We start from the raw sequence: 16,970 nt of genomic DNA on the forward strand, positions 1-16,970 counted from the left end.
GTAGGTTGGGTGAAACCCAACAGAGTAGGTTAGGTAAAACCCAACAGAGTAGGTTGGGTGAAACCCAACAGAGTAGGTTAGGTAAAACCCAACAGAGTAGGTTAGGTAAAACCCAACAGAGTAGTGAAACCCAACACCAAAACACCAACCACAGGGTGACAAAAGTCAGTGATTATACTGATGACGCTGGTTAATTGGCGGATGATAATAGGACTAAGCCGGAACATGGGCTTAATTATTTAAACCATTGCTGGCTGAATATTTCACCTATTAATAATGGTGTCAATCAATGAGTCCTCAAAAACTGTTGGTGTCTGCTGGTCTATCTATGGTTATAATAGCTGCTGCTGTAGTTCCGGCTTGGGCTTATCCGGCGCGTTTATTTGCGAATGATGCTGGGTCTCAAATTAACATTCGTTCAGGACCGGGAACTAACTATTCTGTGGCTCATTATGGTTATGCGGGAGATTATGTTGATGTGATTAATGAAAGGGTAGTTAATGGCTATAAATGGTATTATGTGGAGTTTCCAGCGTCTAAGGCTCGTGGTTGGGTTCGGGGTGATTTTATTACCTATAAGAACTAGGTATTAAAGTTTAATTAATCTGGGTGCATTATCCTGACAAGATGGGGCAGAAAGCAGATTTTTTGCCGTGTTTATTCATGTTTGCCTTTAAGGAGATAAGTGGTCATTTCACCCTTGCCTTTAATGGGAATTGTGCCGCGCTTTTCAAATATATAGCGATCGCGAAGTGCCATATATGTTTCCTCTGTCACCTGAATTTCATCTGCGATACTATGGGACTCCATTCGGGAAGCAATATTAACGGTATCTCCCCACAGGTCATAGATAAACTTTTTCAAGCCAATTACCCCGGCAATAACGGGACCCGTAGCAATACCAATACGGATTTTAAAACCTTGTTGATTTTGTCGGTTGAACTCCCGGAGAGTCCGCTGCATATCCAGGGCCATATCAGCGATCGCTTCGGCATAATCTTCCCTAGGTAAAGGCAACCCAGAAACCACCATATAAGCATCCCCAATAGTCTTAATTTTCTCCAAACCATGTTGTTCTGCTAACCCATCAAATCTGGAAAAAATACCATTTAGCAACTGCACCAAATCCGTGGGACTAAACCTGGTTGAAATCTCGGTAAAACCGACAATATCAGCAAAAAGCACCCCCGCATCAGTAAAATCATCAGCAATAGTCTTAGGGTCTTGTTTAAGGCGTTCGGCGATGGGATATGGCAGAATATTAAGTAGTAGTTTTTCGGACTTTTCCTGTTCTTGTTTAACCTGTTCGTAGGCAGTAACTAAGGCTTTGCGGGAGTTAAACTCAGAACAGGCGAGACGGTCATATAAATAAACCGATAGATTGCAAATGACACAGATCCAGAAAAAGTATAATATCAGAAAATCCTGAGTCATCCAATCCACGGGTAACTTGAGGGGAAGATCTAGGATAATTTGGGTGCCAAAATAATAAGCTAATACCCCCAATTGAGAGATGAGATGTAAAGACCAGCAGACGGGAAGCAGGGTAGCTTGGGAAAAGAACATGAGGGGCCATTCAATGATGGCGGGTTGAGATATACCCAAAAATGTTGCCCGAATTTGGGGGCTGAGTGTCACAATCCAGGATAATAACAGAAAAATCAAACCTGGGTATTTACGACCGATCGCGGTTCGTAATAACACCAACCCCACCAGTACGCCCAATTGTACACACACCTGGGTAATTAACCACCCGGGGCGAAAATCTTGGGGATAGAATAGCCAATTCTTGATTTGGGATAGGGAAAAGGTTAAATAGACAAACAAAGCCAGCCATAAGCCCAAACCCAGACGCTGACGCATAAAACTATGTTGCCAGGTTTGATAGTTAGCGGCTTTAATGATGTCGGGGGCTTTAAATATTTGTTTCATGGTGCGATCTAACCATGCACCGAATTTGCGATCGCCTGGGGTATATTTACTCATAACTTGACCGAGTTTCAGCCAGCCGATAGAATCAAATTAACTGCCATATCTTGATAACTGATAATTATCGGCCGATACGACCGGTAAAGCCAGAAGCCTTAAATTGCTTAAATTTAAAGGGCTTTTCCAGGTTAGAGGCTATAGAAATGCGGATTTCAAAATCGCTAATACCTGGAGGTACAACATCAATACTACCGAGACGGGTGCGGTTCTGCATGACCCGATTATCGTTAGCATCATAGATCCGCCCGAAGATATCGGCATCAACAACGGTTTTACCAGAGGTATTGTTAGCTTTTCCGGTAACAATAAAACAGTCAGCCTCTTGGATAGAACCACTAGAAACCAGGCCTTCTGATAACTCAGCCGGACAATCTTGATAACCGATATCAAATAACTCGATCTGAATCATCGCCCACGCGGGGGGAGTCCACAGCCAACTGAGGAAACCGATCATCACAGAAGCCAAGATAACTGAAAAGAATCGCGATCGCATAAACTCACCCACTACTACTGATTTTGATAGTTTAACTCAAGTTTAGCCATTGCTAGGGTTCAGCAGAAGATAGTGTTGGTAAACCCTTTGCGATTTCAGTGGATATCGGGAATCGGTGACGCGCCCCCATAAAGGCTGATATATGATGGTTAACAATATCAGCATTATCAAGACTGAAGGAGCGATTTGTGAGTCCAGAAACTTTAATCAGAGATGACGGTCTAGGAACGGGGGCTGAACAGTTCAGTATCGATCGCTTCAACGCGAATGTTATGAACACTTATGGGCGGTTTCCTATCGCCCTGGAAAAAGGTTCCGGCTGTAAGGTGTGGGATACAGAGGGGAAAGAGTATCTGGATTTTGTGGCGGGAATTGCTACTTGTACCCTCGGACACGCGCACCCCAAGTTAATAGAAGCGGTCACTGAGCAAATCCAAAAGCTGCATCATGTCTCGAATCTCTACTATATCCCGGAACAGGGAGAGTTAGCGGCTTGGTTAACTGAGCATTCCGCAGCAGACCGGGTTTTTTTCTGTAACTCTGGCGCAGAAGCTAATGAGGGGGCGATTAAACTGGCGCGTAAATATGCCCACGATCGCCTTAATATTGAAGATCCGGTGATCATTACCGCCCACGCTAGTTTTCATGGTCGCACTCTGGCTACAATTACGGCGACTGGACAACCTAAATATCAAAAGGGATTTAGTCCCCTGGTTCCGGGTTTTGTCTATACTCCCTATAATGACCTTCCGGCTTTGGAAAATACGATCGCAGAAGTTGACCAAAACGGTCGCCGGGTGGCGGCTATCCTTTTAGAAGCCCTACAGGGTGAAGGGGGAGTGCGTCCGGGAGATGTGGCTTACTTCCAAAAAATTCGCCAGATTTGCGATGAAAAGGGAATTTTGCTGATTCTCGATGAGGTACAAGTGGGAATGGGTCGCACTGGTCGCTGGTGGGGATATGAAAATCTGGGTATAGAACCGGATATTTTTACTTCGGCTAAGGGACTCGGTGGGGGTATTCCTATCGGTGCGCTGATGTGTAAGTCTTTCTGTGATGTGTTTGAACCGGGAAACCATGCGAGTACGTTTGGGGGTAATCCTTTCGCCTGTGGTGTGGCTTTGGCGGTGTGTCAAACTCTGGAAAGGGAAAATATCCTTAACAATGTACAACAGCGGGGAGAACAGCTCAGAAACAGCCTACAGGCGATCGCTTCTCAGTATCCTGATTTAATTGCTGAGGTTCGCGGTTGGGGTTTAATTAATGGGATGGAATTAAAACCAGATGTGGAATTGACTTCTATTGATCTGGTAAATGCGGCGATCGCACAAGGGGTTTTATTGGTGCCAGCAGGTCCGAAAGTTGTGCGATTTGTACCGCCTTTAATTGTGACGGAGGCGGAAGTTAATCAAGCCTGTGAGGCGGTAGCTTGCGCCTTAAAAAATGGATAATGGGGAAGATCATGTAGGGGAGGGTGCGGGTTGGGCTGTTAATTACCTCTGGTCAACAGAAGATTAATAAATCCCCCCTCCTCTTCAATTAATAGTTAATAATTTGTTGGGAGGGAGTTTCCGCTAGTTTCTCCCCTGGGGGCGATCAGGTGAATACACCTGCCCTCTGGGAAAGGGAGGATAGGCTTAGGGTAATGATTTATGGAGAATATTAAACTGGGGAAATATCTGTTTTTAGAAGAGTTTTGTACTTGTACGAAAACCTATGCTAAATATAGCGATCGCATTAATCCTTACCCACAACAGCCAGAAAGTATCGAGGCGATGAAGGACTTAAATAAAGCAATTATCGACCCCATTATTGATGAATTTGGGCGCGATCGCTTTGAGTTAACCTATGGATTTTGTTCTAGGGATTTGAAAAGATACCTAGACAAAAAAGACCCGATCAGCGGAATCAAAAACGGTAGGGTTGCCCCTAACCTAGACCAACACCTAGCCCATGAACTTAATCAGAAAGGCAAATATTACTGTTCTCGATTAGGGGCTTCCTGTGATTTTATGATCAGAAATCTCGAAAGTAACCAACTGGTTGATTGGATTATAGATCACCATCTACCTTTCGACTCTTTATATTTTTATGGATGCGATCGCCCGATTCATATTAGTTATGGTCCCCAACATAAGCGGGATATTTGGGCATTTACCGAATCAGGAAAACCCACGAAACGGGGAATCGAGACTTGGTTAACAAAAGTCACAACCGCCGCCCTTAATAAGGGAGGGGAGTAAATTAATGTGCTTGAGGCCTTACATAACGCAACTTATCAAAAATAGAGGGTCGTTTGAGGGTAGTGACAATTTCTTCTAGGGGTAAGACACGAAACTTATAATGGAGTGCATTAACCTGATACACGGTATTAGTATCAAGTTCCAGGGCTGTTAGCCACCCACTCTTAGCATGATAAACCCCTGTATCTATACCCAACCAACCTTGTCCTTGGACAAGATTTCCTGGTTCTACCCCATCAAAAGTAAAAGTGATCGTGTGACCGATAATAATCTGTTTTTTGTCAAAATAGGGTTTTGGGATAGAATGGAACTCTTTACGAATCCAGCAAAAATCAGAAGCAGTTTGCTGTTCAATTGGTCGCCTGGGGTTAACTCCGGCATGAACCAGCCAAGTATCTCCGAGGTCGAGAAATAGGGGTAGCGATCGCATCCAGTGCAGATGGTCGCGAGGGATAATTTCTGCCTCTTGATAAGAGGCGACGGTAGTTTGGCCACCACTATAAAGCCAAGCCTGCCAAGCCTGTTGATTTCTGCCTACTTCCGGGAGGGCTTCCAACATGAGTTGTTCATGGTTGCCCATTAAGCACTTATAGGGGCTATTTTTGACAAATTCAACCACCTGAGCGCTTTTCGGGCCGCGATCAATGAGATCTCCAAGAAAGTAGACCTCATCATCACTATTGGGAGCCACCTTGTCAAGAAGGGCCATCATGCCTTTATAGTGGCCGTGTATATCACCAATAACAATGCGCCGCTTAGACATTTTTCTTTATGTCTCAATGAATTGCCCTGAGTGAAAGGTGGCTTATCGACTCAAAGCATTGATAAAACTTTGCAGTTCGGACAGAAAACCTTTTTTCTTAGCAGGTGGTAGGTTGGGTGTAACAGATGACGGGTCATCACCCTGGGTGGCACGAGCCAAGATTTGTTCTAGCTGATCACCCACAGGTTTAGTGGATTGTTCAGTAATTTTTTGGTATTCCCCGTCAATTTCCAGCCAAACCTCCCAAGTCCCTGGATAGCAGCGAAACAAAGCCGCACCATCGAGAGGCTTGAGATAGTAGCAAGACTCAATGGTATTTAGGAAGCGTTCGCGCAGTTGGCGAGCCGCGTATCCTATGCCTATGATAGCAACATCTTCTAAACGGGGATTAAGAAGAACCACTGAGCGATCGCCTGCCAATTTATGCAGATTTTCCACTTGGTTAACTTCTACAGGAGATGGAGACACCACCAAAAACTGCCCATCATCGGGTTGTAGGCGAGTTTCTACGGGGGAACGACTGGTTCCTATATCGGTGACTCGGAAAGGAGTTTCTCCCCAATCTCGACGTGCCAAAGCTGCCGACCCTGCATCAGGAAAAAAGACTTTAAGCAGGGTGTCGGGTTTTTCGAGGGCGGGGATAAACTGGGAGGCGATCGACTGAGCTTGAAGTTCAATTTCTGGGAATACCAGTTCAACTTGAATCAATTTGTAGCCATCTTCGAGAGCAGCAGTTGCTGCTTGTTTGGCTTGTTCGATCGCTTCAGATAGGGTAGTTGGCAGTTGTGTCATCTCAAAATTCTGTAGGTCGAACCCTTGAATAATACCCACACGGGTTAAAGCGCGGAAAGAAATACCGCCTTAGACCTATTCTACCAAAGAATCCGGGACTATGAGGACTATTTTTTCCTAAACTGACTATCTTGAATGGAAGAACCAATACCTTGAATAATACCGCGGCCAATCAAGCCTATACCGCGACCTAGTACCTGAGTTAATAAATAAACTGCTGTGCTACCAATAAAGGATATAGCTGTTCTCACCCTAGGGGCGATCGCATCGCGACCTTCCAAGACCAATGTCACGGCTAACTGAATGCCGGAAAGTTGTTCTAATTCTTGGCGACGGGAGGCATAGATGGTCAGCTTTTGAATCCCGCGATCGCCTAAAATAAATAATGTGTAGCTACTTTCAAAAATCGCCTGGGGTTCACTCATATAGCGACTCAAGCGATATCGCCAGGATAAGTTATTCCTAAATTTTTCAATTTCCCTAGTTGACAGCAGCCGCCGATCATAGAATGTTTGTTTAACTTCCTCAAGATCTGCAAAATGATTGAGTAATGGCTGCATTACCCCATTAGCCACTTGAATCACCCAATGTTGCAACAAGGCTTCCGCCCGTCGTGTAGCTTCCCAACTACCTAGGGCATAAACTTGATTATCAATGGTTAGGGATTCTCCTAATAACAAATGAGCCAGTAAATCCCTAATCATGGGAATATGATTAAGAATTTCCTTTTCCACTGTGGGAGCATCCCTCAACAATACTGGCACTACTTCCACTTGGGCATCTCTGACCTTGAGGGAATAATACTTCCCCAAAAAATCGGCGATCGCTTCAGTCCACAAATCTCTAATCAGGCTCTCAGTTTTACCATCTAGCTGTTCTGGCTGTATCTCCGATAGCCGTAATTCACTGATTAAATCCTCACATTTCCGCAAGATTGTATAAATCAGCTCTTGTTTTTTTGTCAGTTTAAGGATATCTATTTCTAAAGGGATGCCAGTATAATTAACCAAACCTGATTGCAGTTTAGCCACAGTCACATCAAATAATAGCGACTGCACATCCACCGTAGAAGTCTCAGTAGCTAATACTAAACTAGAATCGTTTGTGGTAGCTAATTGACCAGACTTGGGGGGTTGGTTAATTCCTGGGGATGATGGTTGATTAGGAGGGGGTGGCGATGAGGGAGGATTATTAACTGGGGGTGGTAATGGTGGCATTAACTGACTCACCAGCCACCTGGCGGCGCGTAACTCCCGATAGCGACCCCTAGTAATCAGTAAGTTGAGCATCATAACCTTATCACCCCTAGGTATAGATTCACTATCCTGGAGTTCTTTGGTTAATTCTTGTAGGGCTTGTTCAATGGATTTTAGCCCCGGTTTAACTAAACCATAGCGAAATCTTTGCCAACTGGTAAGGGCGCGCTGTGGGTTTCCCTGGGAAGATAGCGCCGCCCCAGAAATGGGACTGACCCAATAGCGTTCTCCTGCTGCTACTTGTCGAAGGGCGATCAAAAGTTCTTCTAATCCCACTCCTTTGGGACAATAACCCGGCACTCCTAAATCCCGCAGAGAGATTAGTAAGTTAGGATCTGACTCCGAGGTAAATAGCAACAGGGGGATATTTTGATAAGAGGCTTGGATTTGCTGACAAAATGCGATCGCTGACCGTTGCTGATTCAACATCCCCTGATTTTGATGGGGACTTAAATCTTTAATCCTCAACTCCAAAATCGCTACTTTCACAGTCTCCCGAATCACTCCCGAAGTCGGCGCGACTGGTGGCTTTACCCAATTATCTAGCACTGCTAAAGCCTCTCTTAGGGTGACGGCTTCTGCAATAACTTCCAGGTCAGAAAATGGCTCACAAATTGATTTGACTCCCATTCTAAATATAGGATCATCATCAATCAGCAGCAGTTGAATAATCGATTGGCTCATATCAAATCCGAGCAAAATAATCAAAGTATTTTTGTGGTTTTTCTCAGGGACTTCTACCTGACCTGATGGCATCAGTACCCAAGCAAAACCAGAAAATGAACCATTTTTTGAGCCTCAAACTACAGGCCCAAATAACCTGGGAAACCTTCTCAGAAAGTAGTTGGTGTTACTCCAAGAAAAAATTAGAATCGGGAGCGCTGTAATCTCCAGAACTAGCAGGTAAAGCTGGCTCATAGGCAGGCGCTGGCGCTGGTTCATAGGCGGGCGCTGGTGCTGGTGCTGGCTCATAGGCGCGCGCTGGTGCTGGCTCATAGGCGCGCGCTGGTGCTACATAATCAGAATAACCTGACGACTGAGAACCCCAACTATCAGAATAACTTGGCTCGTTTGAACTCCAGTTATCAGAGTAACTTGGCTCGTTTGAACTCCAGTTATCAGAGTAACTTGGCTCGTTTGAACTCCAGTTATTGTAAGATTCACGAGCCGGAGCGCGGTAAGATTCCTCTGCTGCTCGCTGACTTGCCCAAATAGCGTTGCGTTCTGCTGACCATCGGGCGATCGCATTTCGAGCCTCAGCATATAAAGCCCGACCCGAACCAATCTTAGAGGCTTCGTTAATAGCTGCTGTCAGACTACCCCGACTTGCTAATGAGTAGGCGCTATCCAAAATTGGCTGATCTTCGGCTGTTTGGATGGTTGTCACCCATCCCGCAATTTTATCCTGAGCGTCGTTATATAACGCGCGACCTCGGCCAATTTCTGAAGCCTTTTTCACCGCCTCACTCAATTTATTATCTTGAGCTAGGGCTAATGCTTCACTAAAAATGGGTTGATCTTCAATAATCTGAATCCGTTTTGTCCACTCAGCAATTAGGGTTTGGGCTTCAATGCGTAAGGGTCGCCCCAGTGCCACATTTTCAGCATAGGCTACCGCTGTCCTAAAACCATCAAGGGTTTCGGTTTTGGCATTTTCTCTAGCTATGAGGATATAGGGTCTATCTTGTATCCGTTGTACCTCATTGCGCCAATGTGCTACTAAGGTTTGAGCCTGAATGCGACGGGGACGTTCTGGGGCAATCATCTGGGCTTGATCTATAGCCAATTGTAAAGCCCAGGGATGGTTGACTTTAGCTATGGTGCTGGCTAATTGTATCCCTACTAAATCCTGAATTTTGCCCGATGTATCATCGAGCATGGCTTTAGTTTCTTGATACAGAGGGCGATCGCTTGGTATTCTTTCTAGGGCGGCTTGACCCTCAACTAACGTGGCGATTTGTAGCAGAGGTTGTCCTAGGGATTGGTTAGAAATCACCTGTTGCAGCTCAGTTAGTAGAATCACATCCTGGGCTTCCCTGTAGACCGGAGAATATGACGGAACCATTTGAGCGATTTTAATGCCCTGAGCAAAATTTTGTTTCTCAGTAGCCGATACTGACAACTTTATGAGTTCCTGACTCCAGGAGGTAATTTCTTTTTTGGCTAAGGAGACTATAAACAGTTGCTCATCCACTTTGTTAGCCAGTGCTATAGCTTCCACTAAACTCTCAGGAGTCGATCGCTTGGCAATATTAGCAGCTTCTTTCAGGCGCTGTTCCCCTTGCCTTTCTAAGCTGAGGCGATCGAGTAGTTCATTAAAGCGCTTCGTGTTCCAGTGTACATTATTGAGCTTACCCACAGCTTGAATATAGCGGAAAGCCTGATTCCAGTCCTGGGATTTCATCGCATTTTCCGCTTGTCGGGCTAAATTTAAGCCCTCATCCCAATGATTCTGCCAAGCTGCCATCGCTCGCTGTACTTCCTCATAGGCGGGGCTATCAATCGGAACCACAGCCACCAAATCTAAGGCTCCCTGCAAGTCTCCCGCTTCTAGTCTTTGATTAGCGAAGAATATCAGCCTCTGAGACCATTCTCGCATCATCTGTCTTCCCTGGTTTTGCAGGGGGTGGTCTTCTGGCCAACCGTTAACTAGGGCAAATGCTGCTTGAATATCCTCTAATTTACCCGATTGTGTACTTTTGTCTGCACAATATAGGCGATCGCCTGCTGCCGAAATTGCTGATATTTCTTCACAATTAGGAGGTGGCGGCGTAGTCAGTAGCCATAGTAATGCACCCGTTGCCGTCGTTCCGAACCCTAATAGGACCACTAACCACAGCAGTTGCCATCCCCAAAAACCCTTGGGGACACCAGGCCTTCTGCCTCGCTTTTTCGGGTAAACTATAGGTTGACTGGTTTCTGGAATGATTCCCGCATCACTAGAGATAACCACATCACTGGATGCACTTGCTTCTAATGCAGGTTGGCTAGAGTGTTCAAATTGGGGAGTTGCCATGACTTCATCTTCCTTTGGTGCTTTAGGTTCAGCCTAACCAGATTGGTGGGTGAGTTCCTTGAGTGGTCCCCTGGTTCTGCCCAAGGTCACTTAAAAACACCATTCTAGGGCAATTTGATGTTAACAGATCAATTCCCTTTGAGCATCATTGTTACTAAGTCAATCCTCACCGCCAGCGAAACCCTAAGATATTATCTAAACCCAGTAGGGCGGGTCAAGCAATGATAAAATTAAGCTAACCCGCTAATTGTAGCTCGGCCCAAGTTAAACTTAATGACCATAAGAATCACATTAGACTCCCACTGCATCAATCATCTGGATCTCTCACCTGTTGACAACGTTGTTAAGCAACTGATTCAGGAATCAAAACCCATGATAGCGGAACCAGAAATCAGCTTTGAGATTGACTATCCCCTAGATGACCAAGATCCCCGCGAGTTGTCTGAGGTTCCAGAAGTTCGACTGTGGTTTATTTGTGTTGATAGCCAATATCCCTGGCTACCCTATGTTTTAGACTGGCGATCTGGAGAGTTGCCTCGTTATGTGGCTATGCTAGTTCCCCATCAGTTTCACGCCTCGGAAGGCATACAATACAACCCAGAGGCTCTGGAGATTTTCCTGATGCAGAAAATTTTTGTGATCACCCGTTGGCTCCAGGATATGGGATTACCAAGTCGCTCTCGGCTTCAATCTATGGCTCAAATGTTAGGTTACGATCTCGATGAGGGTTTATTTGATTTGATCGAACAGCGATCCTAAAACAGTCTCGATTAACAAGTTAAACTATAGCTATCGGTTCTAGTGAGGGAAGGTTCGAGCCTATACCCTCAAACTAGCTGACTTTAACTAGACTGATCATCCTCAGTCAATTATACACCATTTAAGGAAAAACAGCGTCATGGGATTATTTGACCGTATCGGCCGAGTGGTAAGGGCCAACTTGAACGACTTGGTGAATAAGGCAGAAGACCCCGAAAAGATCCTTGAACAAGCTATTATTGAAATGCAAGAGGATCTGATCCAGTTGCGCCAAGCCGTCGCTCAGACCATCGCCCAGCAAAAACGTTCCCAACAGCAGTATAATCAAGCCCAGTCCCAAGCTAACCAGTGGCAGTCTCGCGCACAACTAGCTTTACAAAAGGGTGATGAAAACCTAGCGCGGGAGGCTCTTCAGCGCAAAAAGGGCTACATCGAAACCGCTAATACCCTGGAAATGAGTCTCAAGCAGCAAACTGAACAAGTAGACACTCTCAAGCGGAACTTGGTTAGCTTAGAAAGTAAAATTTCCGAAGCCAAGACTAAGAAAAATATGCTCAAGGCTAGAGCTCAGGCGGCTAAGGCTAATGAACAACTCAATAATGTTCTTGGTGGTCTTAATACCAGTAGTGCTACCTCGGCTTTTGAACGCATGGAGGAAAAAGTTCTGCAAATGGAAGCCAGGTCTACTGCTGCGGCTGAGTTGACTGGTGGTGGTTTGGAAGAAGAATTCCGCGCTCTGGAAGCGGGAAGTGATGTTGATGATGAGTTGGCGGCTATGAAGGCTCAACTGGCTGGGGCTCCTGCTAACCAGCCTCAATTGTCACCTTCTGCGCCTAGTGATAGTTCGGCTTATAATTCCGAGATTGACAGCGAACTTGAAGAGTTGCGTAGAGAACTTAACAAATAAGTTGCTGTCTCGGAAACTTCAACTTTGGGAAAGGAAACCGGGAAGTAATAGGGTGTAGGGTTTTTTAGGGCGTGGGGTGTAGCCCCCTGCTTTTAGCTGTTCCCTGCTCCCTAAATCTTCCCTAGATCTCAGTGCCGCTAAATTCTTTGACTTTGGGGACTAAATCAGCAATAATCTCTGTGAATCCGAATCCAGCACCTACTTATGTTGTTTGGGGTTGTGACCATTGGTAAGCATAAATTAACTTCTCATTCTTTGAACTTATGATGCTCAAAGTTCGATTGTTAACCATCAGTGCATTTGCTGCTGGTTTTGGTCTCTGTTCTATTGTATTTGCTCTATTTACGGTGGTTTCTGAGTTGAGTTTGGCGGCGGCTATTAGAACAATTTTAACTTCTTTATTTTTTGGTATAAATATAGTTTTTATGCTCCACTATTATACATCAATATATAAGGAGCAAAAATTGATGTCTCGACTGCGTGCAGAAGTTAAAAATATGAACTATATTAATTATAATTAATCTAGTTTTTGGGTAAATATAGGAGTTAATAAAATGCTAGATTTGCTGAATAATATTCTCGGCAGAAATCCCGAAAAATTTAAGGCTCAGGTTGAGGTGTACAGTTGGCAAACCTGTCCTTACTGTATCCGCGCTAAACTGCTGCTGTGGTGGAAAGGGGTTGACTATATTGATTATCAAATAGATGGGGATAACAATGCTAGAGAAGCTATGGCACAACGGGCTAACGGTCGGCGCACGGTTCCCCAAATTTTTATCAATAATCAGCATATCGGCGGCTGTGATGACCTCTATCAGTTAGACAGTGAAGGGAAATTAGAACCTTTATTAATTCCGCCACTATCTTAACGTTTTGGCTTGGATTGTACATCGCAAATTAATGGTTGGAGAAGTTTAATTATGTCTTTTGTCGGACTGCATATCCACAGTGACTACAGTCTCCTTGATGGCGCTTCTCAACTCCCACAGTTGGTCAGTCGCGCTGTGGAATTAGGAATGCCAGCGATCGCTCTGACGGATCATGGGGTGATGTATGGGGCGATCGAACTTATTAAAATCTGCCGCAGTAAGGGTATTAAGCCTATTATTGGCAATGAAATGTATATCCTCAATGCTGATGTCACGGTTCAACAGCGAGGAATTAAAAAATATCATCAAGTGGTCTTGGCTAAAAATACCCAAGGCTATAAAAACCTGGTTAAATTAACTACTATTTCTCACTTAAAAGGTTTTCAAGGAAAGGGGATTTTTGCTCGTCCTTGTATTAATAAGGAACTATTAGAAGAGTATCACGAAGGCTTAATTGTTACCAGTGCTTGTTTGGGGGGTGAGGTTCCCCAAGCTATTCTTCAGAGGCGCATGGATATAGCACGCCAAACTGTGGAATGGTATAAAAGGGTTTTTGGGGATGATTACTATTTAGAAATTCAAGATCATGGTTCCCCAGAAGACCGCATTGTTAATGTGGCTTTGGTGCAACTGGCGAGGGAATTTGAAGTCAAAATTGTGGCGACTAATGATTCACACTTTATTTCCTGTAATGATGTGGAAGCACATGATGCTTTATTATGTATTAATACACAAAAGTTAATTACTGAGGATAACCGATTACGTTATAGTGGGACGGAGTACCTAAAATCCGCTGAAGAGATGATGCAACTGTTTCGAGATCATCTCCCGGATGAGGTGATTAAAGAGGCGATCGCTAATACCTTAGAAGTGGCGGAAAAAGTGGAACCCTATACGGGAATTTTAGGGGAACCTCGTATTCCTGATTATCCGATACCTCCGAATCATACGGCTGATACTTATTTAGAAGAAATCGCCTGGGAAGGCTTGAAAAAACGATTAAATGCTCAAGGGCGATCGGAAATTAAGCCCGTCTATCGAGAACGGCTAGAATATGAATTAAAAATGATGCAAAAAATGGGTTTTGCTACCTATTTTTTAGTAGTTTGGGATTACATAAAACACGCCAGAGATAATCATATTCCCGTAGGTCCTGGGAGGGGTTCGGCGGCGGGTTCTTTGGTCGCCTACGCCCTACAAATTACGAATATTGATCCGGTTCATCACGGGTTACTATTTGAGCGTTTCCTGAACCCAGAACGAAAATCTATGCCGGATATTGATACAGATTTCTGCATAGACCGCCGTGATGAAATGATTAAATATGTTACCTCCAAATATGGGGAAGAGAAAGTTGCTCAAATTATCACCTTTAACCGGATGACTTCTAAGGCGGTGCTAAAGGACGTGGCTAGGGTGTTAGGAATACCCTATAGCAAATCTGATCAAATGGCAAAAATGATTCCGGTATCTCGTGGTAAACCGACTAAATTAAAGGTGATGATTTCTGATCAGAGTCCATCCCCGGAATTTAAACAAGCATACGATAATGACTTTGTACCCATTAAAAATGATGCGGGTGAGGAAGTGGGAACTATTGCTGTGCGTCAGTGGGTTGACATGGCAATTCGTATTGAGGGAACTAACAAAACCTTTGGAGTTCACGCAGCGGGTGTGGTGATTTCTAAACAGCCTTTAGATGAAATTGTCCCTCTTCAAAGGAATAATGATGGGTCGGTCATTACTCAATATTTTATGGAAGATATAGAATCCTTGGGTCTGTTAAAAATGGACTTTTTGGGCTTAAAAAATTTGACGATTATTCAAAGAACTTTAAACTATATTTCCCAAAATCATCACCTAGATATTGATCCCTATAATTTAGCCGCTGAGGAACGTAAAGCCATGGATATTCTGGCTAAAGGTTCGGTGAAAAAAATGCCGGAGGATGTGGCGAAAACCTATAAGATTTTGGAACGAGGAGATTTGGAAGGTTTATTTCAACTAGAATCTTCGGGAATGCGTCAGATTGTGAAGGACTTAAAGCCTTCCAGTATTGAGGATATTTCTTCTATTTTGGCATTGTATCGACCGGGACCTTTAGACGCTGGTTTAATTCCTCAGTTTATTAATCGTAAGCATAAACGAGAGCCAATTCGCTATGAGCATAAACTTTTGGAACCTATTTTGAATGAGACCTATGGAATTTTGGTCTATCAAGAACAAATTATGAAAATGGCTCAAGATTTGGCGGGGTATTCTTTGGGTCAGGCGGACTTGCTGCGACGTGCTATGGGGAAAAAGAAAGCATCGGAAATGCAGAAGCATCGGGAAACTTTTATTGATGGTGCGACGCGCAATGGGGTCCCTCAAAATATCGCAGAACATTTGTTTGACCAAATGGTTAAGTTCGCGGAATATTGTTTTAATAAATCCCATTCTACAGCCTACGGTTACATTACTTATCAGACGGCTTACTTAAAGGCTAATTATCCGACAGAGTATATGGCGGCTTTGCTGACGGAGAATAGTGGCAATACTGACAAGGTTAAGGCTTATATTGAGTCCTGTAAGCATTTGGGTATCGATGTTGTTCCCCCTGATATTAATCGCTCTAATGTGGATTTTACGCCTATAGAAAATCGGATTGTGTTTGGGTTGTCGGCGATTAAAAATGTGGGAGATGGTGCGATTGAACATTTGCTATCTGTACGAGAGGAAGGGGGACCTTTTCGGAGTTTGGCGGATTTGTGCGATCGCATTAATTTACAAATGGTTAATAGTCGCGCTTTGGAATCTTTAATTAAATCGGGTGCTTTTGATAGTCTCCATGCTAACCGCAAGCAATCAATTGAATATTTGAATATAGTTATTCCTTGGGCGCAAGATAGGGCGAAAAATCGGGAAATTGGTCAAACGAATTTGTTTGATTTGGTCAATTATGCAAATACTGAGAGTAATTCACCTTCTGGGGAACCTACTTTTCCTAAAAGTGATGATTATGCGCCTAAAGATAAGTTGCAATTTGAGAAGGAATTACTAGGGTTTTATGTTTCGGATCACCCTCTCAAGTCTTTGTTAGACTCAGGGGTACTGCCAGATAATGTGACTGTGGATAAACTGTCAGAACAAAAGTCAAAAGCTGCTGTTAAGGTGGCGGCGACTTTAATTAATATTAAGCCCCATTTGACTAAAAAAGGCGATCGCATGGCGTTTCTATTACTAGAAGATTTGACGGGACAAATTGATGCTGTGGTGTTTCCTAGTAGTTATGAGGCGGTACAACAGGAGTTAAAAGAAAATGCGGTTGTTGTGATTGAGGGTAAGGTGGAAAAACGGGATGATCAGACTCAAATTATTGTGGAGGCTATCAAGTCTGCTGATGAGTTAGTTAAACCGAATAATCAGCCAAGTTCCCCCTCGGAAATTACACCTAATTTGGCGGCTGATTCGATTATTCAACTCTATTTAACTCCTGAAGAAATTTGCCAATTAGAAAGGTTACAAACCCTGAAAGTAATTTTAGAAGAATATCGAGGTAATCAGGAGTTAAGAAGGGTTCCTATTCAAGCCGTTGTTGATGGTCAAGTTTCGCCTAAACGACTGGTGCGCTTTGGGTCACAATTCTGGGTAGAAAACCAAGAGGCGATCGTACAACAGTTAAAAACTTCTGGTTTTACTGTTGATGTACTATCAATGAGTAATGAATAATGGATAATTTCGTAGGGGCGGGTTCCTCAGTCAATCATAAATTCCCCAGGAGAATATAAATAAACCCGCCCTCACCCCACCAGTAAATTAATGGATAATTTCGTAGGGGCGGGTTCCTCAGTCAATCATAAATTCCCCAGGAGAATATAAATAAACCCGCCCTCACCCCACG

14 protein-coding genes are annotated in these 16,970 nt (G+C 44.0%); 8 read left to right on the forward strand and 6 right to left on the reverse strand.

Annotated elements, in window-relative coordinates; translation table 11 throughout:
• Positions 1-289: 289 nt before the first annotated feature.
• Complete coding sequence (locus P5674_RS16045; RefSeq protein ID WP_006618297.1) at positions 290-586, forward strand: SH3 domain-containing protein; 297 nt, start codon at positions 290-292, stop codon at positions 584-586.
• A gap of 71 nt (positions 587-657) precedes the next feature.
• Here P5674_RS16045 and P5674_RS16050 read toward each other — a convergent pair whose 3' ends face one another.
• Entirely contained in the window at positions 658-1,986 is a 1,329-nt protein-coding gene (locus P5674_RS16050) for an adenylate/guanylate cyclase domain-containing protein (protein WP_014274934.1), read from the reverse strand.
• 64 nt (positions 1,987-2,050) lie between these two features.
• A complete protein-coding gene (locus P5674_RS16055; RefSeq protein WP_006618299.1) occupies positions 2,051-2,482 on the reverse strand; it encodes a hypothetical protein in 432 nt (143 codons plus the stop codon).
• Positions 2,483-2,670: 188 nt separating this feature from the next.
• Between P5674_RS16055 and P5674_RS16060 the strand changes: the two genes are divergently transcribed.
• A complete protein-coding gene (locus tag P5674_RS16060; protein WP_062945676.1) occupies positions 2,671-3,933 on the forward strand; it encodes an aspartate aminotransferase family protein in 1,263 nt (420 codons plus the stop codon).
• 201 nt (positions 3,934-4,134) lie between these two features.
• Positions 4,135-4,725, forward strand: coding sequence for a hypothetical protein (locus P5674_RS16065; RefSeq protein WP_014274933.1), 591 nt, complete (start codon positions 4,135-4,137; stop codon positions 4,723-4,725).
• 1 nt (position 4,726) lies between these two features.
• Here the strand turns inward: P5674_RS16065 and P5674_RS16070 are convergent, their stop codons facing one another.
• From P5674_RS16070 to P5674_RS16085, 4 genes are all read right to left on the reverse strand, one after another.
• The gene (locus tag P5674_RS16070) at positions 4,727-5,488 is read right to left on the reverse strand and encodes a metallophosphoesterase family protein (RefSeq protein ID WP_006618302.1); all 762 of its coding nucleotides are present in this window, start codon (positions 5,486-5,488) and stop codon (positions 4,727-4,729) included.
• A gap of 42 nt (positions 5,489-5,530) precedes the next feature.
• Positions 5,531-6,280 (reverse strand): DUF1995 family protein, encoded by a 750-nt coding sequence (locus P5674_RS16075; RefSeq protein WP_014274932.1) that lies wholly within the window; start codon positions 6,278-6,280, stop codon positions 5,531-5,533.
• 107 nt (positions 6,281-6,387) lie between these two features.
• Positions 6,388-8,220, reverse strand: coding sequence for a DUF3685 domain-containing protein (locus P5674_RS16080; protein ID WP_062946071.1), 1,833 nt, complete (start codon positions 8,218-8,220; stop codon positions 6,388-6,390).
• A 166-nt stretch (positions 8,221-8,386) separates the two neighbouring features.
• Complete coding sequence (locus P5674_RS16085) at positions 8,387-10,552, reverse strand: hypothetical protein (RefSeq protein WP_062945675.1); 2,166 nt, start codon at positions 10,550-10,552, stop codon at positions 8,387-8,389.
• Positions 10,553-10,825: 273 nt separating this feature from the next.
• On the opposite strand from P5674_RS16085, the gene P5674_RS16090 reads away from it, so the two are divergent.
• The 5 genes from P5674_RS16090 (at position 10,826) to P5674_RS16110 (ending at position 16,798) form a co-directional block, all read left to right on the forward strand.
• A complete protein-coding gene (locus tag P5674_RS16090) occupies positions 10,826-11,311 on the forward strand; it encodes a CRR6 family NdhI maturation factor (protein ID WP_014274929.1) in 486 nt (161 codons plus the stop codon).
• A gap of 139 nt (positions 11,312-11,450) precedes the next feature.
• Positions 11,451-12,218, forward strand: a complete 768-nt coding sequence (locus P5674_RS16095) for a PspA/IM30 family protein (RefSeq protein ID WP_006618307.1) — start codon at positions 11,451-11,453, stop codon at positions 12,216-12,218.
• Positions 12,219-12,481: 263 nt separating this feature from the next.
• Positions 12,482-12,739, forward strand: coding sequence for a hypothetical protein (locus tag P5674_RS16100; RefSeq protein WP_035736293.1), 258 nt, complete (start codon positions 12,482-12,484; stop codon positions 12,737-12,739).
• A gap of 33 nt (positions 12,740-12,772) precedes the next feature.
• Positions 12,773-13,087, forward strand: coding sequence for a glutaredoxin 3 (gene grxC, locus P5674_RS16105; protein ID WP_014274927.1), 315 nt, complete (start codon positions 12,773-12,775; stop codon positions 13,085-13,087).
• A 51-nt stretch (positions 13,088-13,138) separates the two neighbouring features.
• A complete protein-coding gene (locus P5674_RS16110; RefSeq protein WP_014274926.1) occupies positions 13,139-16,798 on the forward strand; it encodes a DNA polymerase III subunit alpha in 3,660 nt (1,219 codons plus the stop codon).
• Positions 16,799-16,970 lie beyond the last annotated feature (172 nt).

This window comes from Limnospira sp. PMC 289.06 (assembly GCF_032350395.1).
Classification (GTDB): Bacteria; Cyanobacteriota; Cyanobacteriia; order Cyanobacteriales; family Microcoleaceae; genus Limnospira; species Limnospira platensis.

Coding starts and splice junctions, on each gene's coding strand:
- P5674_RS16045 (WP_006618297.1), top strand. CDS start 290: ATGAGTCCTCAAAAACTGTTGGTGTCTGCTGGTCTATCTATGGTTATA.
- P5674_RS16050 (WP_014274934.1), bottom strand. CDS start 1,986: ATGAGTAAATATACCCCAGGCGATCGCAAATTCGGTGCATGGTTAGAT.
- P5674_RS16055 (WP_006618299.1), bottom strand. CDS start 2,482: ATGCGATCGCGATTCTTTTCAGTTATCTTGGCTTCTGTGATGATCGGT.
- P5674_RS16065 (WP_014274933.1), top strand. CDS start 4,135: ATGGAGAATATTAAACTGGGGAAATATCTGTTTTTAGAAGAGTTTTGT.
- P5674_RS16070 (WP_006618302.1), bottom strand. CDS start 5,488: ATGTCTAAGCGGCGCATTGTTATTGGTGATATACACGGCCACTATAAA.
- P5674_RS16075 (WP_014274932.1), bottom strand. CDS start 6,280: ATGACACAACTGCCAACTACCCTATCTGAAGCGATCGAACAAGCCAAA.
- P5674_RS16080 (WP_062946071.1), bottom strand. CDS start 8,220: ATGAGCCAATCGATTATTCAACTGCTGCTGATTGATGATGATCCTATA.
- P5674_RS16085 (WP_062945675.1), bottom strand. CDS start 10,552: ATGGCAACTCCCCAATTTGAACACTCTAGCCAACCTGCATTAGAAGCA.
- P5674_RS16090 (WP_014274929.1), top strand. CDS start 10,826: ATGACCATAAGAATCACATTAGACTCCCACTGCATCAATCATCTGGAT.
- P5674_RS16095 (WP_006618307.1), top strand. CDS start 11,451: ATGGGATTATTTGACCGTATCGGCCGAGTGGTAAGGGCCAACTTGAAC.
- P5674_RS16100 (WP_035736293.1), top strand. CDS start 12,482: ATGATGCTCAAAGTTCGATTGTTAACCATCAGTGCATTTGCTGCTGGT.
- grxC (WP_014274927.1), top strand. CDS start 12,773: ATGCTAGATTTGCTGAATAATATTCTCGGCAGAAATCCCGAAAAATTT.
- P5674_RS16110 (WP_014274926.1), top strand. CDS start 13,139: ATGTCTTTTGTCGGACTGCATATCCACAGTGACTACAGTCTCCTTGAT.